Source organism: Mediterraneibacter sp. 210702-DFI.5.30, assembly GCF_020560115.1.
Lineage (GTDB): Bacteria > Bacillota > Clostridia > Lachnospirales > Lachnospiraceae > Mediterraneibacter > Mediterraneibacter faecis.
Genome location: NZ_JAJCME010000004.1, coordinates 237,720 through 262,237, shown reverse-complemented (window position 1 = coordinate 262,237; position 24,518 = coordinate 237,720). Strand labels below are relative to the sequence as shown.

The following is a 24,518-nucleotide window of genomic DNA, read 5'->3' as shown; positions in this document are numbered from 1 at the left end:
GGAGTGAAAAATGAAAATTTCAATAATAACAATTACATATAACAGTGAAAAAACATTAGAAGATACGATTCAAAGTGTAGCACGACAGAATTATCCGGATCTTGAGTATATTATTGTGGATGGCGGTTCAAAAGATGCTACTTTGGATATAGTAAAAAAATATTCGAACGTTGTAACAAAGTGGATTAGCGAACCAGATAAAGGTATTAGTGATGCATTTAATAAGGGAATTAAGATTGCATCAGGTGAATTGATTGGAATAATCAATTCGGACGATATGCTAACAGATAATTCGCTAAATATAATTGCAAAGAACATTAAGCAGGAAACAGATGTCATTTATGGAAATGCAATTATGTTTGGGGGGAGAGAAGCAAACTATCGTTGTAAGCCAGCTGATTCGCTAGAAGTTATGAGAAAAAGGATGGCAGTTGTCCATCCCGCAACTTTTGTAAAAAAATCTGCATATGATAGATATGGAACATTTGATTTGAAATATAAGTGCCAAATGGATCGTGACCTGCTTCTAAGAATGTATGTGGCAGGTGCTAAATTTCAATATTTAAATGAAGATTTGGCGATGATGAGATTGGGCGGTGTTAACCAACGTACTTATGTAAAACAAACTGTTCCTGAAGGCATAGAAATTTCGATAAAAAATGGGATGAACCCTGTGCAGGCTTATATGCTGGGTATGAAGTCAATTGCTCGATTTAGAGTAGCAAACTTTATTAGAAAACTTCCGGGATCAGAAAGCATTAGAAAGAAATTACATGCAAAAACTACAGATTTGGATGTGTAAAGGAGAATAATTATGAAGAATATTGCGCTGATTATTGCTGGTGGTGTTGGTGCTCGAATGGGACAAGATATACCCAAACAATTTATTAATGTTCATGATAAACCGGTTATAATTTATACGTTGGAAGCTTTCCAAAAGCATCCTCAGATTGATGCAATCGAGGTAGTATGTTTGGATGGCTGGCATGATGTTTTAAGAGCATATGCCAAGCAGTTTGGCATTTCAAAATTGGAGAATATTGTTTCTGGCGGAAAAAATGGTCAAGATTCAATTAGAAATGGCTTATACGATATTGTGGAAAGATATAAAAATGATGATGATGTAGTTTTGATTCATGATGCAATCAGACCGATGGTTAGTGCAGATGTTATTACGGACAACATCAGAGTTTGCCGACAGTATGGGAATGCAATCACTGTTGTGCCCTGTACGGCGGCGATGCTTAAAACATATGATGCACTTTCTACGGTGGAGCAGGTTCCAAGAGATAATCTTAAAATCACACAGACACCGCAAGCCTTTTTCTTAAAGGACATTTGTGACGCACATAAGGAAGCACTTGATAAGGGAATTACAAATTCGGTTGCCTCTTGCACGATGTACATTGAACTTGGAAGAAAACTTTATATGTCGCAGGGGTCTGAGAAAAATTTAAAACTTACAACATCTGAGGACATTGAAATCTTCAAAGCACTATTGATGGCTAAGAAAGACGAGTGGATGCACTAATGTATGGAGAGAGTATAAGAGAAACAGCTAACGCAATTGACTTAAGAAATGTATCAATTCTAGTGACTGGGGCAACTGGGCTAATTGGATCGTGCATAATAGATACTTTGCTGGTGGCAAATAAAGAATTTGGTGCCGGGATAAAAATATATGCACTTAGTAGAAGCAGAGAAAAACTTGAAAAGAGATTTGGGACGGCGGTTATACCGATTGTTCAGGATATTATGAATCCCTTGGATAAAGAAATTAAGTATGATTATATTATCCATGGGGCGAGCAATGCAGATCCTAAGTCCTATGCTACGCAACCTGTTGAAACAATACTCACCAATATTATCGGGAATAAAAATATTTTAGACTATTGCGTGAGTCACAAAGAAATCACCAAAATGATTCTGACTTCGTCGTTTGAAGTTTATGGAGAATTGAATGGACAAGACATTTATTCTGAAAATATGAGTGGAATGATAGATCAGACAATTCTCAGAAATGGTTATCCTGAAAGCAAAAGATGCTGTGAACTTCTGGTTAGAAGTTATGTTGAAGAATTTGGAATCAATGCAGTTATTGCGAGATTGCCAAGTGTATATGGCCCAACTATGCTGAGGTCGGATAGTAAGGCCCATGCACAGTTTATACGAAATGCTTTAAATGGTGAAAATATAATCCTAAAAAGTAAGGGTGACCAAAGAAGAACATATTGTTATGTTGTTGATGCTGCAAGTGCAATATTTAAAATTTTGTCTGCTGGTAAGAATGGTGAAATTTACAACATCTCAAATGAAAAATCGGTGGCATCTATTGCTGAAGTTGCAAAAATGTGTGCAGAAATTGCAGGGACAACAGTGGTATTTGATTTGCCAGACGAGATAGAAGAGAAAGGTTTTTCGCGTTCAAAAAATTGCATTTTGGATAATACAAAATTGCGAAAACTTGGATGGAATGGAAAATTTACGCTTAGAGATGGGCTTACAGAAACATTGGCGTATTTGAAGGATGAGTGATTATAATGTTAGAAGATTTAAAAATTAGTGTGTGTGATGCCAATCTTGAATTGGTAAAACGAGGTGTAGTTATCTATACATGGGGAAATGTTAGTGGGATATCCAGCGATGGAAAATACATGGTGATTAAGCCATCTGGTGTTGAATACGATAAAATGAGTCCAGATGATATGGTTGTAGTTGACATCGAAAGTGGCTTAAGAGTGGAGGGAAAATGGAATCCGTCATCTGATACCAAAACACACTTGGCATTATATAGAAAGTTCAAAAATATAAAAGGAATAGTCCATACACATTCTGTAAATGCTGTGGCCTTTGCCCAAGCAGGTATTGCAATTCCTGCGTTGGGAACGACTCATGCAGATTATTTCTATGGTGATATTCCATGCACTCGTGAACTGACAAAACAAGAGGTTATGGAAGATTACGAGGCAAATACAGGTAAAGTGATTATTGAAACAGTAGATAATGGTGGATATGATCCGATGGCAATTCCTGGAATCATTGTAAAAAATCATGGGCCATTTGCATGGGGGAAAAGTCCGGAAAATGCAGTATACAATGCTGTTGTGCTGGAAAAAGTAGCGGAGATGGATTTAAAGACGCTAGCGCTAAATCCGAAGGCTAAAATGGAAACATATATTCTTGATAAGCATTATATGAGAAAACATGGGCCGAATGCCTATTATGGACAGCGTTAAATGGCGGTTAGAGAAGGAAAGTGATAGTGATGCCTAAAACGATAGTTGAGATTAATTGCAGCACAGTTGGAAGCACTGGACGCATTATGTTTATGATTGCTAAAGAGGCAAGAAAAGCAGGATTTAAAGTATATACATGCTCAGCAGTTCATGGAAATGAAAAGAAAATAGAAGAACAAAATCATATATATATCGGAAATAAACTTGACAAAAGACTTCACCTCTTGATGGCAAAAAAGACCGGCTACAATGGTTGTTTCTCCCATTTGATAACAGGGCTGTTTCTAAGGAAACTAGATGACATAAAGCCGGATCTTATACATTTTCACAATTTACATAACTGCTATATTAACCTGCCGATGCTTTTTAACTATATAAAAAAGAGAAATATTCCAGTAGTATGGACATTACATGATTGTTGGCCGTATACAGGACATTGTCCATACTATGATTATGTGAATTGTAGCAAGTGGGAGAGTACGTGTCAGGAGTGTCCGCAAATAAAGGGCTACCCGTATAGTGATGTTGACCGTACAAAAGAAATGTTTCAAAAAAAGAAAGAATGGTTTACGGGTGCGAATATTACAATTGTGACGCCTTCTGAATGGCTTGGTTCGGAGGTGAAAAGGTCTTTTTTAGCGGAATACCCTGTTAAGGTCATTAATAATGGAATAGATTTGAATATTTTTGCACCGACAGATTCTGAATTTAAAAAAGTTCATAATATAGAAAATAACTTTATGGTTCTTGGTGTTGCAAGTGCATGGGCACCACGCAAAGGATTAGATGTATTTGTTAAGTTGGCTGAAACATTGCCTGATGAATACACAATAGTTATCGTTGGCATTGGGGAAAAGGAAAAAGATAATTTACCGGCAAATATGGTTTGTATAACACATACTAACAATCAGAAAGAACTCGCTGAAATTTATTCGGTAGCAGATATTTTTGTGAATCCAACGCGCGAAGAAAATTTTCCAACGACTAATATTGAAGCGCTAGCATGTGGAACGGGAGTTATTACTTACAAAACTGGCGGAAGCCCAGAAATTATTGATGAAGAAACAGGAATAGTTGTTGAGAAAGATGACTACGAGGCATTAAAACAAGCAATTTTCAGAGTAAAAAAAGAGGGCTTGTTTAGAAAAGAAAAATGCAGAGAGAGAGCAATGAAATATTCATGTAAGGAAAAATATAAAGAATATGTTGAACTGTTCAAAGGCATATTGGAAGGGAGATAAAGGTGTCAATACTTGCGTTTATTATTATACTTTTAGCCTTTTGCGGTTGCTATGTTAGTTATGCTAAGTACAACTCGGCACTCCATCCAATTTTTCTATATAATGCATTGTGGCTTATTGTGACCATAGTATTACAGATTAATACTATGGAGTGGTACCCGTTAGGAAATGATGTTTATGCAATATTGCTTATCGGACTGATTTCGTTTGATTTCGGGGGTCTACTAATTGGTTATGGAACAATTAACAAATCTTCAATATATATCAATACATACATTGAAGAATGCGAGAATGATGAGATAGACTATAGAAAAGTTGGAAATCGTCTGCTGATGATCCAACTAGTTTTGACGCTTATAAGTATCCCACTCTTTCTCAGAGGGCTATCTTATGTGCAAAGATATGGAATGTCCGTTATGAGAAATATTTTTGCAAATGGCGTGGAAGAAGGTTATATGACAGCTGCAGAAAGAATTCTTTTCTTACATCTAGGAATTTTTCCTGCTATGCAAACATGTTCTTTTATTCAGGTGTTTCTGTGGGCAAAGGGCAAAATAAAAGGTTGGAATTTGATAGCTAGTATTATTGATTTGGTTATAGTTGTAGTATCAACAGTAGGTAGATGGGAAGTATTTTATTTTGCGTTGGCAATGCTTTGCGCTTACATGCTCAATAAAAGCCCTAGCGACTCGGGAATGAGCATAGGAAAACAGAAAAAAATCCGAAGAAGGATTAGAATGATAATTGTAATAGCGATTATTGCACTTGCCAGTGTGACGATTCAAAGACATAAAGTTATTGGAAATATTTTTGAATCAATTCTAAATATCGTTGCAGGTTATTTTTGCTGTGGACCAGCACTTTTGCAAGTTATGCTAAAAAATCCAGTGTCATCAGGAATTTCCGCTTGGCATTGGGGACAGGCTATATTTGGAGGCCTTCTTGGATGTATCAATTATATTCTGCAGATAGTTACATTTAAGAGAGTTCATTTAAACCTTTATGACACTCAAGCGTATGCTGCTGAGTTTTATGCCGTTAGTGCCCATCAGAGTATGAACGCATATCCAACATGGTACTATTATTTCATGCAGGATTTTGGATATCTTGGAGTTGTTCTTGTGACTGCTATTATTGCAGGAATTTCTGTGAGAATATACCGAAAAGCAAAAAGAAATCCATCAATTAACAACCAACTAGCATATTTTTATGTTCTGCACGTTATTTTGTTTGCGTCAGTTTGGTGGGAACTGAGAAGATCGGATATTGTAGCAACAATTTTGCACAATCTTTGGATTATGCCATTGATTGGATTAAGTATACGAGGAAAAAAGAATGGGAAAGTCTAGGAGTGCAAATTCTGTTAGAAACGTTTCATTTGGTTTTGCACAGCAGCTAATAACGCTTGTGTTGGCTTTTGTGACAAGGACAATATTTGTAAGAAAATTAGGAGCTGAGTACACGGGGGTAAATGGCCTTTATGCAAATATTCTTACTCTATTGTCCTTAGCAGAACTGGGAATAGGAAATGTTTTAACGTATAGTTTATATGGTGCTTTACATGATAATGACCATGAAAAATTAAAGCAGCTTATAAGTTATTATCGAAAATTATATCGCTATATAGCGGCAACGGTAACCGTAGTGGGTTTAGTCATCGTTCCTTTTTTAGGGCAACTGGTTAAAAGTACATTACCTCACAATGAAGTTGTTCTGTACTATTTATTGTTTCTGTGTAATTCAGTAGTATCTTATTTTGTGATGTTTAAGGTAACGCTGCTTCGAGCAGATCAAAAGGAGTACATCAGAAACATTGTGGCGACAATCTGCTTGTTACTTCAGTATGTATTACAGATTGCCTTTTTATATGTTAACAATAATTACACGACATACTTAATCATCCAGATCTTTTTTACAATTATGCAGAATGCTGTCTGCAATGTAATAGCGAATAAGTATTATCCTTTTTTAAAGGAGTATACAAAAGAAACGAATCTTATAGACAAAAAAGGGTTAATCAGTGATGTGAAGTCTATGTTCGTTTATAAGGTTTCAAATGTTGTAGTAACGAGCACAGATAATATTCTGATTTCGATGCTGCTTGGAACAATATATGTTGGTTTTTATTCTAACTACAGTATGATTATCAACTACATTGCGACTTTTATTAATTTGATGATAACTGGTTTGATTGCAAGTCTTGGCAATCTGAATGCGGATAATGACTCAGAGCATTCATATAGTGTGTTCAAGGGCATGGTTTACTTATTTGGCGTTATAACAATTTTTTGCTCAGTCTGTGTTCTTAATGCAATCCAAGGTTTTATACCAATTTGGGTTGGACGTGAATATGTTTTGGGAAAAGATGTGCTGATTGCAATACTTGTGACTTTTTATGTTACACATGCGTTTGATCCAACATGGATGTTCTGCGAAACAATGGGGCTTTTTAAAGAACGTAAAAATGCAATGGTGATTAATGCGATTCTTAATATTCTGTTGTCCTTAGTATTAGCTAAGCCTTTTGGAATGTCAGGAATTCTTGGAGCGACAGCAATTGCAAGAGTTTTGACGATTGTATGGTGGGAACCGTATATTCTGTTTAAGAAAAAATTTAAAAGGCCTTTGGTAGATTATTTTAAACAGCAGGCTGGAATCATTGGTAGTAATGTTCTGATTGTGATTATTTCATATATGCTCTGCTCTTTTGTATCAGAATCGTTTATAGGTCTTGTTGTGCGCGTTGTGATTAGTGGTTTGACAGTACTTTTAGTTGAACTGATTTTCATGAGAAAGACAGAAGAATTTGCGTGGGCAAAAAACAAGGTAAAACAGATCATACATAGGTAGTAAACGGGGAGAAGAGGATGGAGAGAAACAAACAAGTTGATATTATTCGGGGGGGGGGGCAATCCTCCTCGTAGTTTTAGAGCACGCCCTTGGAACAAGTGATAATTTTTTTGCAAAAATTATATTGTCATTTCATATGCCAGCGTTTTTCATATTGTCTGGCTATTTGGCTCACGAAAAAATTACAGGAAATTTTGATGCTGTAATAAAGAAAAAAATCAAAAGACTATTAATACCGCAGCTTACATTGGCAATCTTATCACTTTTGTATAATTTCTTTATTGGAAAGCTAGTGTTGCATACAGCTACAGCTGAGGAACTCAGCTTTTTTTATTGCTTTTTCAGATGGTGGTTTTTACTAGTGATGGCACAAGTGATCATTGCTTGGGAAGTGCTAACCCGTATATGTAAAAATCACTTAATTGAAGCAGAAGGTATCTTGCTTGGTGTTTGTATAATTTATACCATTGTTGTTCCGCAGGGAGTGTCTGGTCCATTATATATTGCAGTGACGCCAGTTGCTTTTGGATATTATCTTGCTGGAAACATGATACATAAAGCGGGAACAATCCTTAAGGATAGGCAAATGGGTGAAAAGATTACCGGGAAGGGTAATATTGTTCTACTGCTTGTCGGCTGTGCGCTTATAACAGTATTGTCGCTGTACAATAAACCTGTTTTGATGTATGAAAATAGTTATGGCAATGTACCGATTAGTTTGGTGACAGCGTTTTTAGGATATTATATTTTAAGTGATGTAGCCAAGTTGATGCATGAAAATACCTTTTTACAGTGGTGTGGAAAAAATTCGATTATTATTTATGTAATTCATTTTTCTATAGTGCAGGGAACGCGCGGGATTCTTGTCCGATTATTACCACTGCCGATGGAAATTTTAGGTTGGATTGTTTTTGTAGTAGCAGGACTAATTGTTTTAGCAGTAGGAAAAATCTGTGAAAGACATTTTATGTTTGCATTTGGTAAATAAATTTTGAGGGAGAGTTTGGAACATGAGTCGTAGAAAACGGGGGGGGTACCGCAGTAACTCCCGGAAAAATCTGATATACGGAATAGTAATTGTTATATTAGCAGCACTGCTAGGTGTCCTTTTGTGGATGAGTAAGGTGGAAGACGATAAGCGGTCAGCAGAACTTCAAGCACTTAATAAAAAACTATATCAAGAGGAACAAGATAAACAGACCGCCTTGAAACAGCAGGAAGCAGAAGATAGCTTTTATCAGAAGTTGGCAGATGGATTTGATGTGAATGTGCTGATCGTAGGTGACTCCATTGGTGAGGGCGCAGGTACAGAGACAGATGGACAACAGTGGTTTAAACAGCTGCAGACATATCTCCAGAACGTAAATAAAGGCAAAGTTTCGGTAACCAATGTATCTATGGGTGGAAATACCTCTTACGCCGGTTATGTTCGGACAATGGCTTTAAATGATGATGTAGATTATGATCTGGCAATTATCTGTTATGGTCAGAATGATAGAACAGATGGCTTCTCCACGAACTACGAATCTATCATCCGAACTATCAGAACTAAGTACCCAGATTGCTCTATCATCTCTATTCTGGAATCCTCTCAGCGTGAGTATACGGAGAAAATGACTACTATTCAGAGCATCTGTGAGCATTATGGAATTCCAGTGGCAGATACAATCGATGCCTTTAACAATTCTGGCAAAGCTTATGATGACTTGTCCAGTGATGGTGTTCATCCGAACGATGCCGGACAGGAAATCTACTTTGAAACTGTCAAGGCAGTTATTGACGATAATGTAGCTGCTTCCACCGGAAAGATGAAAGACACTGATGTGATCAATGCTGATGTGCATAAGTTCGACAACTTTGTCTGGTACGATGCAAGTTCGGATTTTGAGCAGGTAGATGATACTACCTTTACCATCAGCACAAGTGCGTCTGGCATACTGGGTATCGACTATACCTACGAATCCGGAGATAACAAAGCAGATATCTATGTAGATGGAGAACTGTTTGAATCCCCAACGGTAACATTTGATTATGACTTCTCTCAGAGACATATCCTAGTAGTCAGCGATGACTGCACCGTGAAGAACGAAATTAAGGTAGTGTTTACCAGTAAAGAGCAGGCCGATGGCTTCAAAGGAATGTGCTTTAGCTGGGAGTAAAGGGATAAGACAATAGGAAACAAGGCCGTGTGATTTCTCACACGGTAGCTGCTCGAAAAATGCACACCGCTACGAGGCGAGCAGCAGGCAACACAGCGGAAGCTGTGGCGAAGATGCGATTATTAGAATTGAAGATAAAAAATTGTTGCCAAGAGTAATAGAAGCTTGAGACAGGCGATAGCTGTTTGAGTTAACAAAAAAAGAAATTGTATTCAACTTTTTGTTAAGCAAACTTTTCTCGGAGGAAGACAGGCGAGATGAGTAGAGTAATTATAATATATTCTGTAATAATTTTTGCAGGGGTAATATCTTTTTTTGTAGGGAGTAGATATGCTTTTCAGAAAGCCTGTAAGCGGAGGACTTCGCATCCGGTGAATTTAGAAACGGCAGATGATGAACAGAATAGTTTGTCTACAAAAAATGAAAAAATAATAATTACGGCATCAGATGGAGTGAGATTAGTAGGCTATTTTTATGAAAGAAAGAAAAATGCACCGATTGTGATTTTCTTTAACGGGCTTTGGAGCACTGGATTTGTAAATGGAAAACCAATTTACAGGATTACTGAGAAACATAATTGGAATTTGCTTTTAGCTACTTTAAGAGCGCATGGTGAGAGTGGGGGAGAATATTCTACATTTGGTGCGTTAGAGAAATATGATTGTCGTGATTGGGTGAGTTGGGCAAGAAAGAGATTTGGAACTGAATCTTTGATATTTCTAATGGGAATTTCTATGGGTGGAGCCATAGCTATGCTGAGTAGTAATTTAGAAGGTATGGAATGTGTGCGTGGCATCATCGATGAAGGTGGATATACCTCGCCGTTAGAAATGATAGAAATCAATAGTAGAGATAAGCTGCAAAGCAAATTTTTGGTGAGAATATTCTCAGAACTCGTTAATGTTGGGGCAAGAATATGGAGGAGATGTAATTTGAGAGGTGTTGATGCGTGTAAAGCACTGATGAACACGAAAATTCCAGTTTTAATTATTCATGGCGATAAAGATACGCAAGCACCGGTAGCAATGGCATATAGACTTAACAATAGTTGTAAAAGCGAAAAGCAAATGCTCATTATACGAGGTGCTGGACATACAGATTGTTATAAAATAGATCCGTTAAGATACGAAAATGTGGTGTATGAATTTATAAAGAACCATATTACGTAAATTAAACGTTTACAAATTTGAAAATAGGAGAAAAGTAAGGCGTAGTAGGAAAGGGGAGCAACTTATGGACAAAGAATTATTCAATCCACAATCTTCATCCGTAAGTTCCTCCCGAATCATTTACACCCCATCAACCTTTGCCCGGACATCCTTGCTCCATTTGCAGGAGGTCGGCTCTTTGCAGGCTGTTCACCCACATGTATCCCAGAGAGAGGATTTGATGTCGTTTCTTTGCTTCATCGTTCTGTCTGGCGAGGGAGAACTTTCCTATGAGGAGCAAACATATCAGCTGAGCGAGGGAGACTGTGTGTTCATCGACTGTCGAAAAGCGTATAGCCATTCAACCTCCGACAATCTCTGGTCGCTCCAATGGTGTCACTTCTATGCACCGTCTCTTCCAGCTGTGTATGAGAAGTACAAAGAGCGAGGCGGTCGGCCTGTGTTTCATCCAGATGATTTAACACCATTTACATCGCTTCTAACAGATCTTTACAACTTAGCTTCCTCATCTGATTACATCCGGGATATGCGGATCAATGAGAAGTTGGGAACTCTGTTGACTCTCCTGATGGAGCAGTCCTGGCATCCAGAGAGCGTAACGGTGAGCCGGAAGAGAATGGAACTGGCGGCTGTAAAGGAGTATTTGGACGAGTATTATACGGAGAAGCTTACATTGGATGATTTGTCAGAGAAGTTTTTCATCAACAAGTTCTATCTGTCCAAAATCTTCAAAGAGACTTACGGAACGACGGTCAACAACTATCTGATCTCAAAGCGGATTACCAGAGCGAAGCAGCTGCTTCGATTCACGGATATGACTGTGGATGAAGTTGGTGCTGCGGTCGGCATGGGAGATGCGAACTACTTCAGCCGGATGTTCCGAAAAGTAGAAGGCATCAGTCCAAGAGAATATCGGAAACTTTAACGGCCTTTACCTCTCTTCTGACAGATCTTTACAACTTAGCTTCCTCATCTGACTACATCTGTGACATGCGAATCAATGAGAAGTTGGGGACTCTGTTGACTCTCCTGATGGAGCAGTCATGGCATCCAGAGAGCGTAACGATATCTCGGAAGCGACTGGAATTAGCAGCCGTGAAGGAGTATTTGGACGAGCATTATATCGAGAAGCTTACATTGGAAGAGTTGGCAGAAAAGTTCTTTATCAATAAGTTCTACCTGTCCAAAATCTTCAAAGAGACTTACGGAACGACGGTCAACAACTATCTGATCTCAAAGCGGATCACCAGAGCCAAGCAGCTGCTTCGCTTCACAGATATGACTGTGGGTGAAGTTGGCGCTGCAGTCGGCATGGGAGATGCGAATTACTTCAGCCGGATGTTCCGCAAGGAGGAAGGCAGCAGTCCAAGAGAATATCGGAAGCAGTGGTAAAAACATAAGACACAGCGAGAAATCGCTGTGTTTTTCTTATGGGCTACTTACGTTGAGAATAACAAGAGGCAAGAGAAAATACTATTTTCTCTTGCCTCTTGCCATCCGTGCAGGATACCATTTTTCAAACCATGCTGTGAAAAGCCCCATCAATATAGGAATCAGATTATTCACAAGGATAAGTATATTTCCAAACCCGGCTTTCTTAAACAGAAAGGTCCAGATTGCTGTTAGTACATATAGCGTGCCCCATGCCGCGGCAAGAATATAATTTGTCTTCATAAAGAGAGGGTTCTGATGCGCATTTTCACCCCCATAATTATATTTTACATATGCAGCGCATAAAGGTTCTTTTGTCAGGCATGAAAGCAGCCAGAAGAGTCCAAATACAAGATATCCGATGTTTGTTGGAAGAACTCCGTTTCCGGTTATATTTGCCGCTGCAGAAAGTATAGCAACAGCTGCCATAGAGAGCTGATCCCAGATGACAAATTTATGTTTTCTCATAATAAACGGTACTGTTGCGACCACAAGTAGTGTTATCATAGCTCCGACTTTCGGATGAATAGAAACAGCGATCCAGAACGTAATCCATGGTATCAGCATTGTCGTCATAGAAGGATTTTTCTGTTCAATTGTATTTTGAGGCGTTTTCTCTGTTTTTTTGACCACAGATGCGCTTCCGAAGATTTTATCCCAATCAATCATCAAGGAAAAGTCGCCGGATACCGTATACATCTGTTTTCCCAATGCTTCTGCGCCACCGATTTCTCCACGGGAAATAGCTGACCATACAGTAAAAGGCGTATCTATGCGAGTAGTTGGAGAAAGACGTCCATCAGTAAATACTTCGCTTCCTGTCTTGCTAAGCTGAATCTGGTAGGTGTGATCCAAATCGGTAAAGTGAATCTCAAGCACGCGGTCTTTTCCATCGTAGGCATCTTTATTATAAAGAGCTGCCATTTGCCGGGTAAATACAAGATCATCCGGTTCTTTTTCTCCGGTTGTTTTGCTGATGCCCCAGCTGGCATCTGCCATTTTTTCAAACACATCTCTGGAATATAAAAGCGTGTGGAGTATTGCATCTGTTTCTTCAGAGATTGTTCCGGTCATTGCATATTCTGAGCCGGCACATTTTACAGTGGAAAGATATTCATCTGTTCTTGCAGACAATTCTTTTACACGGAATAATTCTCCCTGACCACAAAAGATGGTCGTATAATTTCCTTTGCCGAGAAAATGATCAAACATCCGCAATACACTGTCATAGTTTCCAACAGCAGAATAAAAGCCACAGGTGGAAATCAGAACATGCCTTTTACCTTCCATATCATATCTGGAGTCATGACTTCCGCTTCCGTATCCGTTCTGTTTTGAACTCATAAAAGGAAGACTCATAGGAAGCTGACGATCGATCAAATTCTTTAAGATACCTGGGACATTAAAATAGTACAGTGGAAAAGACCACAGAATAAGATCAGCATCAATCAATTTTTCAATAACCTTTTGCATATCATCCTTGATACAGCATATGCCAGGCGTTTTCTGCCAGCACGCAAAGCATCCTTTACACGCAGCTATATTCATTGAAGCTACATGGAGTTCATCGATGGAGATGCTTTCTTCATCATCCGTACATCCATTTTTAAATCCTTCAATAAAACTGTATGCAAGCTTTAATGAATTACTTCTTTTACCTTTAGGACTCCCATTGATCAGAAGTATCTTCATGCTTTCATCCCTCCGCATTCATACATAAGATGTTGGGGTCAAAAGGTATTTTGACCCCTATGATACACGGATTGCTTCGCATTTCATGCTCTCGCAATCCTAAAACACCTCAAATCCGCTCATTTTTCTACGAAAAATGGCTACTTTTCGGTGTTTTGCGGGTCAATAAGTCATGCTTTTTCATGCAAGCAAGAAACGCATGACCTTTTGACCCTTGTATCATACATAATAATAAAGTATAAGAGGTGCTTACAAAATCCGCAACCTGAATTTCGCAAAATTGTTGTAAAGTATTATGGAAAAGTGATATTATGATCTAATGAGGAAACAGCAGGAAAAATTAAGTGAGGAGCATTTATGGGATATGATCCTCAGTTATCAAAACATAACGTTTAAAACATATTCCGGTTTGTCGTTCACCTATGAAGTGCGAAAAGGAAGAAATGGTGAATATACAAAAGAACTTTGGATTGACCGCAGGGAAAAAAGTAAAAGTCTGGCCTGGAGTTCGGTGAGGCTGGCATTTCATAATATAAAGCAGACAGGAGAAATAGTTGAAAGGCCGAAGGCTCTTGGAGATATCAGGGGCGTTACCTACATTTATGGAATGTTTTATCGATTTGGACTGATTGATGTACCGGATAAAGTGAAAGAAAAAATGAAGGAAGTATGAAACAACAGAAATTATTAAGTCTGATCCGTCAGGCGATACAAGATTACAACATGATAGAAGACGGTGACAGGATTGCAGTAGGTGTTTCCGGCGGTAAGGATTCCCTGACTCTGCTTTATGCGATGAAGCTGCTGCAGGAATTTTACCCGAAGAGGTTCGAATTATCTGCGATTACCTGCAACGTAGGATTTGAAGGGATGGATTTTACGGGCGTAGCAGAGTTTTGTGAGCACCTGGAGATTCCTTATGAGCAGGTTGATACAGAGATTGCCCGGATCGTATTTCAGGAGAATAAGGATACAAGACCGTGTTCTTTGTGTGCAAAGCTTCGGAAGGGTGCGATGTATCAACGGCTGGGAGAGCTTGGAATCAATAAGATGGCATATGCACATAATAAGGATGATTTTATTGAGACAGCATTGATGTCATTAATCTATGAAGGTCGGTTCTATGCATTCCCACCAGTGACAGAATTGCCGGAAGCGGGAGTGACGGTGATCCGTCCGATGATGTATGTTCCGGAGCAAGGTGTAGCGCACTTTGTTGCAGACCAGGGAATCCGTGTGGTTAAGAATACGTGCCCGGTAGACGGTTCAACAAAAAGAGCATATGCAAAACAGTTGATGGAGCAGATCAACAGGGAGACGCCAGGGGCGAAGGACAGGATCATGCATGCAATCGTGAACGGAAGGTTCCCTGATTGGCCACTGTAGTGATGGGAAAGTGATTAAGAAAATGCATTTTTTACTTCCCTATTTCGCCTATCTGTGTTACACTAACGAATGAGTTATTTAACTTTTTTGTAACAATTACGAAAGTGATAGGCTCATTGAAAAGGGAAAACAACATGGAAATGCATATAACTATTTGTAGAGAGGGATGCAGATAGTTACTGTTCACTCCCGTGTCAATCACTTCGCTGATTGACACGAAGGATGCATGTTTTGGCTTGAATGCATCTCGCCCCATCGCCAAAGGCGATTTAAAATGGCGAGATGCGTTGCTGGTCGCACATCGTGTGAACAGTAACTGCAGATAGTTAATAGGAGGAATTATTTATGTGTGGAATCGTAGGATTTACAGGAAACCATCAGGCAGCTCCGATTCTGTTGGACGGATTGTCTAAGCTGGAATACAGAGGATATGATTCAGCAGGTCTTGCAGTGCGTGACGGAGAGCATCTTGCACAGGTTGTTAAGGCGAAGGGACGTCTGAGTAATCTTTCAGAGAAGACAGACAGTGGTAAGGCACTCAAGGGAACTTGCGGTATCGGTCATACACGCTGGGCGACTCACGGTGAGCCAAGTCAGGTCAATGCACATCCGCATGTATCCGGAAACTGTGAGAGAAGTGGATCCGGTACAGTTGAGGCTGAGGTTGTCGGAGTACATAACGGTATTATCGAAAACTATACAGAGTTGAAAGAGAAGCTGTTAAAGCATGGTTATACATTCTACAGTGATACAGATACAGAAGTAGTGATCAAACTGGTTGACTACTATTATAAGAAATATAATTTAGGACCGATCGATGCGATTGCCAAGACTATGGTTCGTGTACGTGGTTCTTATGCACTTGAGCTGATGTTCAAGGATTATCCGGGAGAGATCTGGGTTGCCAGAAAAGACAGCCCGATGATCATCGGTATTGCAGATGGCGAGACTTATGTTGCATCTGATGTACCGGCAATCCTGAAATACACAAGAAATGTATACTATATCGGAAACCTTGAGTTTGCAAAGCTTGTTCCGGGAGAGGCTCATTTCTATGATCTCAATGGTGACGAGATCGAGAAAGAGACAACAGAGATCAAATGGGATGCAGAGGCAGCAGAGAAGGCCGGTTTCGAGCATTTCATGATGAAAGAGATCTATGAGCAGCCGAAAGCAATCCGTGATACTCTGAATTCTGTTGTGAAAGACGGAGTGATCGACTTTACGGATATTGATATTACAGAGGAAGAGATTAAGAAATACAGCCAGATTTACATTGTTGCGTGCGGTTCTGCATGGCATGTAGGAGTTGAGGCTCAGTATGTGATCGAGGAGCTGGCTCAGATTCCGGTTCGAGTAGAGCTTGCATCTGAGTTCCGTTACCGTGAGATGCCGCTTGTGAAGGATGGTCTGGTTATCGTGATCAGCCAGTCCGGAGAGACCGCAGATACATTGGCAGCTATGCGTATGGCGAAAGATAAAGGACTTGCTACACTTGCAGTTGTAAATGTAATCGGAAGCAGTATTGCCCGTGAGGCAGATAAGGTGTTCTATACACTGGCAGGACCGGAGATTTCGGTTGCTACAACAAAGGGATACAGCGCACAGCTTGTAGCTCTTGATTGTATTGCAGTTCAGTTTGCAAAAGTGAAAGGACTGATCACAGACGAGCAGTACAGCTATTACATTTCCGAGCTTCAGACAATTCCGGAGAAGATTGAGAAGATTCTTCAGGATAAGGAGAGAATCCAGTGGTTCGCAGCCAAATATGCGAATGCACATGACGTCTTCTTTGTAGGCCGTGGAGTGGACTATGCAGTGTGTCTGGAAGGAAGTCTGAAACTGAAAGAGATTTCTTATATTCATTCTGAGGCTTATGCGGCAGGTGAGTTAAAGCATGGAACAATCAGTCTGATCGAGGACAATATTCTCGTAATCGGAGTTCTGACACAGAGCAAGCTGTATGAGAAGACAGTCAGCAATATGATGGAATGTAAGAGCCGTGGCGCATATCTGATGGGTGTGACAAACTATGGCAATTATGAGATGGAAGACAAGGTAGACTTTACAGTCTATGTTCCGAAGGTGGATGAGCACTTTATGGGAAGTCTCGCAGTGATTCCGCTGCAGCTGCTCGGATATTATGTAAGTGTTGCAAAGGGACTTGATGTAGATAAGCCGAGAAACCTTGCAAAGAGTGTAACAGTAGAATAAGAATATGATGAATCAGGCAGGTCGGGAAAATGAATCCGTCCTGCCTGATTTTGGCAAGAGCCAGAAACAGCACCGCATCTTCCCACTGTTCTGGCTCTTGTTTTATATAGGAATTATTATCTAGGCATATCCCACTTTGTATGATCTGTATGAAGCAGCATATGTGATTTGTGTGACAATGGTTTCTCAAGGAAATCGTTGTACAATTTCATAACATCCTGGTTCTCATGGGAGAAACGGATCTTTGCGTTCTTGTCAAGGAAGTAGAGGTTTGCACCGCGTGTGTGTGCAAGCTCTTCGCCGTCGTGGATCGGCTGACCGCCTCCGCCGACGCATCCTCCCGGACAGGCCATAACTTCCACAAAGTCGTAGTGTACTTCACCGTGTTCAATTGCTTCAAGCAGTTTGCGTACATTTCCAAGACCACTGACAACAGCAGCGCGGATCGTAGCATCACCGATCTGGACTTCAGCTTCTACAACACCCGTCTCAAAGGATGGACTGCGGACGATCTTAAATGCATCCGGATCCGGGTTACGTCCTGTTACAAGATAGTGTGCGGAACGAAGTGCAGCTTCCATAACACCGCCGGTAGCACCGAAGATAACACCGGCACCGGACCACTCTTTCATAAGCGGATCACATTCGCGGTCTTTCAGGCTCTTTGGATCAATATGCGCAGCACGGATCATTCTTGTCAGCTCTCTTGTAGTGAGAACTGTGTCAATGTCATGTCCGGCATACTCGCCGTAGAAAAGTTCCATGTTGCGTTCCCCTTTTTTCGCTACGCAAGGCATGACAGATACGGTGTAAATGTCCTCCGGAGCGACACCGATGGACTGTGCAAAATAAGTCTTCATAATAGCACCGAACATCTGCTGTGGTGACTTGGCTGTGGACAGCTGTGGCACCAGATGTGGGTACTGTGATTTGATGAAACGGATCCAGCCAGGGCAGCAGGAAGTGAACATCGGACGCAGCTTTAATTCTCCTTTGGTGAAGCGCTGCAGGAATTCATTTCCTTCTTCCATGATCGTAAGGTCAGCAGAGAAAGAAGTATCGAAGACGTAATCTACGCCGATCTTTTTCAAGGCATCCATGATCTTTCCGATTGTTGCTTCTTCTCTGGACAGGCCGAGAGCTTCTCCCCATGCGGCACGGACTGCCGGAGCAACCTGTGCAACCACCACTTTCTTCTTGTCAGCAATCGCACTCCATACATCCTCTGTATCATCACGCTCACGAAGTGCGCCGACAGGACAATGAGTGATACACTGTCCGCAGAGAGAACAGGAGACTTCATTGATCTTTTTATTTCCGTTTACATTGATCGTTGTTCTTGAACCTGTACTTGTAACATCCCAGATGTTCAGTCCCTGGATCTTGTCACAAATCTGGATACAGCGCATACATTTGATACATTTGCGTGAATCACGGATGAGTGGGAATGTCTTGTCCCAAGGTGTATCTTCAAAGCGTTCTTTGAACGGAAGATCGATCAGGTTCAGGTCATTTGCAACTTGCTGAAGTGTACAGTTTCCGCTTCTGACGCAGGTTGCACATTTGCAGTCGTGCTGGGAAAGGATAAGCTGTACAGTCTGTCTTCTTGCAATGCGTACCTTCGGGCTGTTCGTGTAGATCACCATGCCTTCGGTTACGACGTTATTACAGGATGTGACCAGACGGTCTTTTCCTTCAATCTCAACAACGCAGACACGGCAGGCCGCAATCTCGTTGATATCTTTCAAATAACATAATTTCGGAATCGGAGTTCCAAGCTTTGCCGCAGCTTCCATGATAGTAGTTCCGGAAGGTACGGATATTTTCTGATTATCAATTGTAACATTTACCATTTTTCTTTCCGCCCTCCTTTGAAAATACCATAACCGAAATGATCGCAGCGCAGGCATCTGTGGGATTCCTGTTTTGCTTCGGCTTCTGTCATACAGTTTTCAACGCCTTCAAAGTCACAGACACGGCTGCATGCTTCGCGTTCTGTCAGTTCAACTCTTCCGCAAGGTTCGCGGTCGCTTAAGCGAGGTTCCGGAATCTCAACATCACAGCTGATGATATGGTGGAAACCAAGATATTCATCGATATTGGCAGCAACAACCTTTGCAGCGGCAATTGCCTTGATTACGGAAGCAGGACCGGATGCACAGTCTCCACCGGCGAATACGCCAGGGATGTTGTCGAAACCGCCATAACGCTCTGTCATGATCTTACCGCGGGAAACCGGAACACCGGCTTCTGCGAAGTGTTCGGATTCGATATCCTGTCCGATTGCAACGATGAGTGTCTGACAAGGGATAAGGAAATCTTCTTCACCTGTCGGACAGACACTTGCACGCCCATCTTTGATCTTGCTGATCATCTGTGGTGTGACGTAGATACCTGAAACGTGTCCATTCTCATCAGTCTCGATTCTGGATGGTGCTTTCAGTGTGAGTACTTCAATCCCCTCTGCAACTGCACCTTCGATCTCAGCCGGAAGAGCAGTCATATCTGCAGTACGGCGTCTGTAAACGATACTTACTTTTTTCGCACCGAGACGTTTTGCTGTGCGGACGGCGTCCATGGAAACGTTACCGCCACCGATGACAGCAACTTCCTGTCCGGTAAGATCAGGGCTCTTGTCTTCTCCAACATCACGAAGGAAGGACACAGCAGAGATCACGCCTTCTGCCTGTTCGCCTTCGATACCAAGCTTCTTATCAGTGCTTGCACCGATGGAAATAAGAACAGCATCATATTCCTGGCGGAGACTCTGAATTGTGATATCTTTACCAATACGTTTTCCAAATTCTACCTGAACTCCTGTCTCAAGGATTGCCTGAATATCTTCGTCAAGACGATCTTTTGGAAGTCTGTAGTTCGGGATTCCATAGCGGAGCATTCCGCCGAGCTTTGGAAGCATCTCGAACACGGTTGTCTGATGTCCCATCAACTGCAGGTAGTAAGCAGCACTGAGTCCACCAGGTCCACCGCCTACGACAGCGATACGCTTTCCGGTGGAAGGTGCGCATTCCGGTGGTGGAACCTTGCCTGCATAATCAGCGGCCATACGTTTCAGTCCACGGATATTGATGGCATCATCTACGATATTTCTACGGCAGCGGGCCTCACAAGGATGCTCACAAATAAAACCGCAGGTTGTCGGGAACGGATTATCCTTACGGATCAGACGGATTGCGTCAGCGTAACGGCCCTCTCCGGTCAGCGCGATATATCCAGGGATATCAACATGTGCAGGACAGAGAGAAACGCAAGGTACAGGCTGTGTATAGTGGCAGGTACAGCGTCCCTGACGGACATGTTCTTCATAATCTTCGCGACAGTCTCTTAAGCTCTTATGTACCATGGCACCGGCTTCATATCCGATCGGACAGTCAGATCCTTCGCGAATGGATTCAGACAATGTGTCAATCAGATCAAGTGTCTCCATTGTAGCAGTACCGTTCATAACATCTGTCAGAAGGTTCTTCAACTGCCACAGCCCAACGCGGCACGGGGTACATTTTCCGCAGGATTGTGTCTGACACATCTCGATGAATGCACGAGTCATGTCAACCGGACATAATCCCGGAGGGCTGGATTCAATTCTGCGTTCCAGATCTTTGTACAGCTCTTCAACGACGAGCTGGCCTTTGTCTGGACCTGGGATTTCAAGTCTACTCATTTTAAACCTCTCCTTTTACCATAACGTTCATTACTGACTGATTTTAAAATTAGGAAATGTATTTGAAAAAACCTATCTTCAAACCAGTAAAGTTTCATTTGGTAATATTCTACAAATAAATCTGAAAATTATCAAGAAAAGTTTTAAAAATGACAAGCTTGTTATTTATTATACAAACAACAAGCTTGTCAAAAATAAACAAAAATATTCTAAAAAATATTGAGAAATAGCTAAAAAAATTAATTTATATAGCGGTAGCAACGAAAATGATAACAGAGCGTTCACCTAAAAATATTTTAGATTCTACCGTAGGCATTGAATTTTTGTGAAAAAACTGACATTTAGGATCGCCGGTGTTGACCGCAACTTTCCATTTGTAATGTTCAGGAAGTTCCGGCAGAGTGAGTGTGACCGGAAACCATCCGGAATTTACAGCCAGATAAACAAGATCTTCTTCTTGTATTGCTTCATCATAACCTGCGAATCGTACACAGACAACATGGCTGTCACCGGAGAAATTTGTCTCATCCGGAGTGAGCCCATGCATGCTCATTGCCGGAACACCAAGATAGCTTGGCTCGAGATCCTTACGGATGACAGGGTGATCTTTGCGGAACTGGATCATATATTGAAAGAAATCGAACAGATCCTTATTTTTTTTGAGGAGACTCCAGTCCAGCCAGGAGATCAGGTTATCCTGGCAATAAGGGTTATTATTTCCATAACGTGTGTCTGCGAATTCATCACCGGAGAGGAACATTGGAGTTCCGCGGCTGCAAAGCAGAATGGCACAGGCATTTTTCATCAGTCGTTTACGAAGTGCCAGAATGGCAGGATCATCTGTTTCGCCTTCTACGCCACAGTTCCAGCTGTTATTGTCGTCAGCTCCGTCAGTGTTCCCCCAACCGTTGGCTTCATTATGCTTCTGGTTATAACTGTACAGATCATAAAGCGTGAATCCATCATGACAGGTGAGAAAGTTGATGGAAGCATTTCCACCTCGGTAAGCAGGATCGTACAGATCAGGAGAACCTGTGATTCTTGCTGCAGCAGTCTGGGCAAGGAAGTCATCTCCTTTTAAAAAGCGGCGCATATCATCACGGTAGCGCCCATTCCATTCAGCCCAGCGCTTCCAGGAAGGGAAAGAACCGACCTGATAAAGTCCGCCGGCATCCCATGCTTCAGCGATCAGTTTTACATTTCCAAGGATCGAGTCGAATGCAAGGCTTCGCAGAAGCGGTGGTTGGCTTAGAGGGGTTCCGTCATCATTTCGCCCAAGAATGGAAGCAAGATCAAAACGGAATCCGTCTACACGGTATTCGATGACCCAGTAACGCAGACATTCCAAAATCATGTCTCGTACAACAGGGTGATTGCAGTTTAATGTATTTCCACATCCGCTGAAATTATAATAATGTCCGTCCGGAGTCAACATATAGTAAATGTTGTTGTCAAAGCCTTTGAAAGAAAAGCACGGACCGAATTCATTTCCCTCAGCAGTGTGGTTGAAGACGACATCGAGGATTACTTCTATGCCATTGTCATGGAGATCTTTGATCAGTGTCTTGAGTTCCAGTCCTTCGCGGTTATATTCCATAGAAGAACAGTAGCTTGTATTTGGTGCAAAGAAACTGACCGGATTATATCCCCAGAAATCAATAAGTTCATTTTCATCAATCAATCGTACATCACGCATCTCATCAAATTCGAAGATTGGCATTAGTTCAACAGCATTGACTCCAAGTTCTTTCAAATAAGGAATCTTTTCGCGCAGACCTTCGAATGTACCGTGGTGCTTGACACCGGAACTTTCATCCATGGTAAATCCGCGGACGTGTAGCTCGTAGATGATCAAGTCTTCCATAGGAATAGAATGGTGACGCTGGTCACCCCAGTCAAAGTTGGATTGTACCACACGGGCACGATAACCATGCTGGGCGTTATTTACATGCCCCCACTGGCTCTGTCCGGTGACGGCGCGCGCATAAGGATCCAGCAGGATTTTGTTTTTATCAAAACGGAGTCCTTTCTTTTCATCATAAGGACCATCCAATCGATAGGCGTACTCAAATTCTTCGATATCCAGATCAAAGACGATCATAGAATAGCAGAATCCAATCTTGTAACTTTCCGGAAATGGAATCACGGCGTAAGGTTCTTCGGCTTTGCGGTGAAACAGCAGAAGCTCGCAGGAGGTAGCTCCGTGTGTATGAATCGTAAAGTTGACACCACCTGGGATAGCGACTGCACCAAATTCACGGAAAAAGCCGGGACGGATCTGGAATCCATTGACAGTGTCAAGCGGCTTAAGTTGTTCGGATATTACTGGCATATAGGAAAACTCCTTTCTAATTGTATTCAAGTTAGAATGAATTAAGAATTAACATAAGTATAACACTTAGAAAAATAAAAGCATAGGTTCAGCCTATCATTCTTCAAGGAAATGTGCTACAATAATGTCATTGCGTTGCTGATCGTACATAGTGTGAGCAGTAACTCACTGTGTCAGAAAATGTCTGACGAAATGCGTAGCATTTTGGAGGTTGGCTCTGAACGGTTACATTATTTGTAGAAAAGAGGTTATGGTATTATGGCAGAAGAGCAGAAAACAGCAGGATGTTCAGAGGAATCCTGCGCCAGCTGTGCCAGTGCAGGAACATGCACAAGTAAGAAAGTTGATATGCATGAACCGATGAATATGTATTCATCTATTAAAAAAGTGATCGGCGTTGTCAGTGGAAAGGGCGGCGTTGGTAAGTCACTCGTGACAGCATCCCTTGCAAGAATGATGAGAGCAAAAGGATATAATGTTGGTATCATGGATGCAGATATTACAGGTCCATCTATCCCAAAGATGTACGGACTTCATGAGATGGCAGTAGGAACTGAGCAGGGAATTCTTCCATGTGAAGCAGCAGATGGAACAAAGATCATGTCTGTCAATCTTCTTTTGGAAGACGAGGAAGCACCGGTTATCTGGAGGGGACCAGTGATCGCAGGTGTTGTAAAGCAGTTCTGGACAGATGTTATGTGGGGAGATCTTGATTATCTCTTCGTTGATATGCCACCTGGAACAGGTGATGTTCCGCTGACAGTATTCCAGTCTCTTCCGGTTGATGGTGTTGTGATCGTTACATCTCCGCAGGATCTTGTACAGATGATCGTGAAGAAGGCATATGGAATGGCGAAGCAGATGAATATTCCGGTTCTTGGAATTGTTGAGAACTACAGCTATGTGAAGTGTCCGGATTGTGGCAAAGAGATTAAAGTATTTGGAGAAAGCCACATTGATGAGATTGCAGAAGATCTTAATGTTCCGGTTCTCGGAAAGATGCCACTTGACCCGGCAATCGCGCAGATGGTTGAGGAAGAGAAGTTTTCTGAGGCAGAGAATCCATATCTGGAAGGATTCGAACTGTAAAGCAAGTTGAGTGTATGTAATGGGAGTCATGGAAGACAAG

At 41.3% G+C, this 24,518-nt stretch carries 20 protein-coding genes; 16 read left to right on the top strand and 4 right to left on the bottom strand.

What is annotated here, in order from left to right; translation table 11 throughout:
- Window positions 1-10: 10 nt before the first annotated feature.
- From LI126_RS06420 to LI126_RS06365, 12 genes are all read left to right on the top strand, one after another.
- Window positions 11-802, top strand: coding sequence for a glycosyltransferase family 2 protein (locus tag LI126_RS06420; protein ID WP_227165053.1), 792 nt, complete (start codon window positions 11-13; stop codon window positions 800-802).
- Window positions 803-814: 12 nt separating this feature from the next.
- Window positions 815-1,531 carry an IspD/TarI family cytidylyltransferase gene (locus LI126_RS06415; protein ID WP_054752453.1) on the top strand — a complete coding sequence of 239 codons (717 nt, stop codon included), beginning with the start codon at window positions 815-817 and terminating at the stop codon, window positions 1,529-1,531.
- Window positions 1,531-2,535, top strand: coding sequence for an NAD-dependent epimerase/dehydratase family protein (locus LI126_RS06410; RefSeq protein ID WP_196021511.1), 1,005 nt, complete (start codon window positions 1,531-1,533; stop codon window positions 2,533-2,535). Before LI126_RS06415 ends, LI126_RS06410 begins: the two co-directional genes overlap by 1 nt.
- A gap of 5 nt (window positions 2,536-2,540) precedes the next feature.
- Window positions 2,541-3,236 (top strand): L-ribulose-5-phosphate 4-epimerase, encoded by a 696-nt coding sequence (locus LI126_RS06405; protein ID WP_118508967.1) that lies wholly within the window; start codon window positions 2,541-2,543, stop codon window positions 3,234-3,236.
- A 29-nt stretch (window positions 3,237-3,265) separates the two neighbouring features.
- Entirely contained in the window at window positions 3,266-4,477 is a 1,212-nt protein-coding gene (locus LI126_RS06400) for a glycosyltransferase (RefSeq protein WP_054752457.1), read from the top strand.
- Between the two features lie 2 nt (window positions 4,478-4,479).
- Window positions 4,480-5,826: an O-antigen polymerase gene (locus tag LI126_RS06395; protein WP_227165052.1), complete on the top strand. Its 1,347-nt coding sequence runs from the start codon at window positions 4,480-4,482 to the stop codon at window positions 5,824-5,826.
- Complete coding sequence (locus LI126_RS06390; protein WP_227165051.1) at window positions 5,813-7,327, top strand: oligosaccharide flippase family protein; 1,515 nt, start codon at window positions 5,813-5,815, stop codon at window positions 7,325-7,327. Before LI126_RS06395 ends, LI126_RS06390 begins: the two co-directional genes overlap by 14 nt.
- Before the next feature lie 61 nt (window positions 7,328-7,388).
- Window positions 7,389-8,315, top strand: coding sequence for an acyltransferase family protein (locus LI126_RS06385; protein WP_227165074.1), 927 nt, complete (start codon window positions 7,389-7,391; stop codon window positions 8,313-8,315).
- A gap of 22 nt (window positions 8,316-8,337) precedes the next feature.
- Window positions 8,338-9,486, top strand: a complete 1,149-nt coding sequence (locus LI126_RS06380) for an SGNH/GDSL hydrolase family protein (RefSeq protein WP_227165050.1) — start codon at window positions 8,338-8,340, stop codon at window positions 9,484-9,486.
- Between the two features lie 257 nt (window positions 9,487-9,743).
- Window positions 9,744-10,655 (top strand): alpha/beta hydrolase, encoded by a 912-nt coding sequence (locus tag LI126_RS06375; RefSeq protein ID WP_227165049.1) that lies wholly within the window; start codon window positions 9,744-9,746, stop codon window positions 10,653-10,655.
- 64 nt (window positions 10,656-10,719) lie between these two features.
- A complete protein-coding gene (locus LI126_RS06370; protein ID WP_227165048.1) occupies window positions 10,720-11,580 on the top strand; it encodes an AraC family transcriptional regulator in 861 nt (286 codons plus the stop codon).
- A 170-nt stretch (window positions 11,581-11,750) separates the two neighbouring features.
- Window positions 11,751-12,047, top strand: a complete 297-nt coding sequence (locus LI126_RS06365) for a helix-turn-helix domain-containing protein (RefSeq protein ID WP_227165047.1) — start codon at window positions 11,751-11,753, stop codon at window positions 12,045-12,047.
- Window positions 12,048-12,128: 81 nt separating this feature from the next.
- Here LI126_RS06365 and LI126_RS06360 read toward each other — a convergent pair whose 3' ends face one another.
- Window positions 12,129-13,778, bottom strand: coding sequence for a flavodoxin family protein (locus LI126_RS06360; RefSeq protein WP_227165046.1), 1,650 nt, complete (start codon window positions 13,776-13,778; stop codon window positions 12,129-12,131).
- A 319-nt stretch (window positions 13,779-14,097) separates the two neighbouring features.
- On the opposite strand from LI126_RS06360, the gene LI126_RS06355 reads away from it, so the two are divergent.
- From LI126_RS06355 to glmS, 3 genes are all read left to right on the top strand, one after another.
- On the top strand, window positions 14,098-14,451 hold the full coding sequence (locus LI126_RS06355; protein ID WP_196021556.1) for a hypothetical protein: 354 nt from the start codon (window positions 14,098-14,100) through the stop codon (window positions 14,449-14,451).
- Window positions 14,448-15,164, top strand: coding sequence for a tRNA 2-thiocytidine biosynthesis TtcA family protein (locus tag LI126_RS06350; protein WP_227165045.1), 717 nt, complete (start codon window positions 14,448-14,450; stop codon window positions 15,162-15,164). Before LI126_RS06355 ends, LI126_RS06350 begins: the two co-directional genes overlap by 4 nt.
- Window positions 15,165-15,509: 345 nt before the next feature.
- Entirely contained in the window at window positions 15,510-17,378 is a 1,869-nt protein-coding gene (glmS, locus tag LI126_RS06345) for a glutamine--fructose-6-phosphate transaminase (isomerizing) (protein WP_054752485.1), read from the top strand.
- 116 nt (window positions 17,379-17,494) lie between these two features.
- Here the strand turns inward: glmS and LI126_RS06340 are convergent, their stop codons facing one another.
- From LI126_RS06340 to glgX, 3 genes are all read right to left on the bottom strand, one after another.
- Window positions 17,495-19,231, bottom strand: a complete 1,737-nt coding sequence (locus tag LI126_RS06340; RefSeq protein ID WP_055170443.1) for a [FeFe] hydrogenase, group A — start codon at window positions 19,229-19,231, stop codon at window positions 17,495-17,497.
- Window positions 19,225-21,057 (bottom strand): NAD(P)-binding protein, encoded by a 1,833-nt coding sequence (locus LI126_RS06335; RefSeq protein WP_177289910.1) that lies wholly within the window; start codon window positions 21,055-21,057, stop codon window positions 19,225-19,227. Before LI126_RS06335 ends, LI126_RS06340 begins: the two co-directional genes overlap by 7 nt.
- A 244-nt stretch (window positions 21,058-21,301) precedes the next feature.
- Entirely contained in the window at window positions 21,302-23,389 is a 2,088-nt protein-coding gene (glgX, locus tag LI126_RS06330; protein ID WP_227165044.1) for a glycogen debranching protein GlgX, read from the bottom strand.
- A gap of 258 nt (window positions 23,390-23,647) precedes the next feature.
- On the opposite strand from glgX, the gene LI126_RS06325 reads away from it, so the two are divergent.
- Window positions 23,648-24,478, top strand: coding sequence for an Mrp/NBP35 family ATP-binding protein (locus LI126_RS06325; RefSeq protein ID WP_117499222.1), 831 nt, complete (start codon window positions 23,648-23,650; stop codon window positions 24,476-24,478).
- Window positions 24,479-24,518 lie beyond the last annotated feature (40 nt).

What these genes read in the sequence shown, in the direction of transcription:
- LI126_RS06370 (WP_227165048.1), top strand. Translation starts at nt 10,720, where the DNA reads ATGGACAAAGAATTATTCAATCCACAATCTTCATCCGTAAGTTCCTCC.
- LI126_RS06420 (WP_227165053.1), top strand. Translation starts at nt 11, where the DNA reads ATGAAAATTTCAATAATAACAATTACATATAACAGTGAAAAAACATTA.
- LI126_RS06340 (WP_055170443.1), bottom strand. Translation starts at nt 19,231, where the DNA reads ATGGTAAATGTTACAATTGATAATCAGAAAATATCCGTACCTTCCGGA.
- LI126_RS06355 (WP_196021556.1), top strand. Translation starts at nt 14,098, where the DNA reads ATGAGGAAACAGCAGGAAAAATTAAGTGAGGAGCATTTATGGGATATG.
- LI126_RS06375 (WP_227165049.1), top strand. Translation starts at nt 9,744, where the DNA reads ATGAGTAGAGTAATTATAATATATTCTGTAATAATTTTTGCAGGGGTA.
- LI126_RS06380 (WP_227165050.1), top strand. Translation starts at nt 8,338, where the DNA reads ATGAGTCGTAGAAAACGGGGGGGGTACCGCAGTAACTCCCGGAAAAAT.
- LI126_RS06405 (WP_118508967.1), top strand. Translation starts at nt 2,541, where the DNA reads ATGTTAGAAGATTTAAAAATTAGTGTGTGTGATGCCAATCTTGAATTG.
- LI126_RS06350 (WP_227165045.1), top strand. Translation starts at nt 14,448, where the DNA reads ATGAAACAACAGAAATTATTAAGTCTGATCCGTCAGGCGATACAAGAT.
- LI126_RS06415 (WP_054752453.1), top strand. Translation starts at nt 815, where the DNA reads ATGAAGAATATTGCGCTGATTATTGCTGGTGGTGTTGGTGCTCGAATG.
- LI126_RS06335 (WP_177289910.1), bottom strand. Translation starts at nt 21,057, where the DNA reads ATGAGTAGACTTGAAATCCCAGGTCCAGACAAAGGCCAGCTCGTCGTT.
- glmS (WP_054752485.1), top strand. Translation starts at nt 15,510, where the DNA reads ATGTGTGGAATCGTAGGATTTACAGGAAACCATCAGGCAGCTCCGATT.
- LI126_RS06390 (WP_227165051.1), top strand. Translation starts at nt 5,813, where the DNA reads ATGGGAAAGTCTAGGAGTGCAAATTCTGTTAGAAACGTTTCATTTGGT.
- LI126_RS06360 (WP_227165046.1), bottom strand. Translation starts at nt 13,778, where the DNA reads ATGAAGATACTTCTGATCAATGGGAGTCCTAAAGGTAAAAGAAGTAAT.
- LI126_RS06410 (WP_196021511.1), top strand. Translation starts at nt 1,531, where the DNA reads ATGTATGGAGAGAGTATAAGAGAAACAGCTAACGCAATTGACTTAAGA.
- LI126_RS06325 (WP_117499222.1), top strand. Translation starts at nt 23,648, where the DNA reads ATGGCAGAAGAGCAGAAAACAGCAGGATGTTCAGAGGAATCCTGCGCC.
- glgX (WP_227165044.1), bottom strand. Translation starts at nt 23,389, where the DNA reads ATGCCAGTAATATCCGAACAACTTAAGCCGCTTGACACTGTCAATGGA.
- LI126_RS06400 (WP_054752457.1), top strand. Translation starts at nt 3,266, where the DNA reads ATGCCTAAAACGATAGTTGAGATTAATTGCAGCACAGTTGGAAGCACT.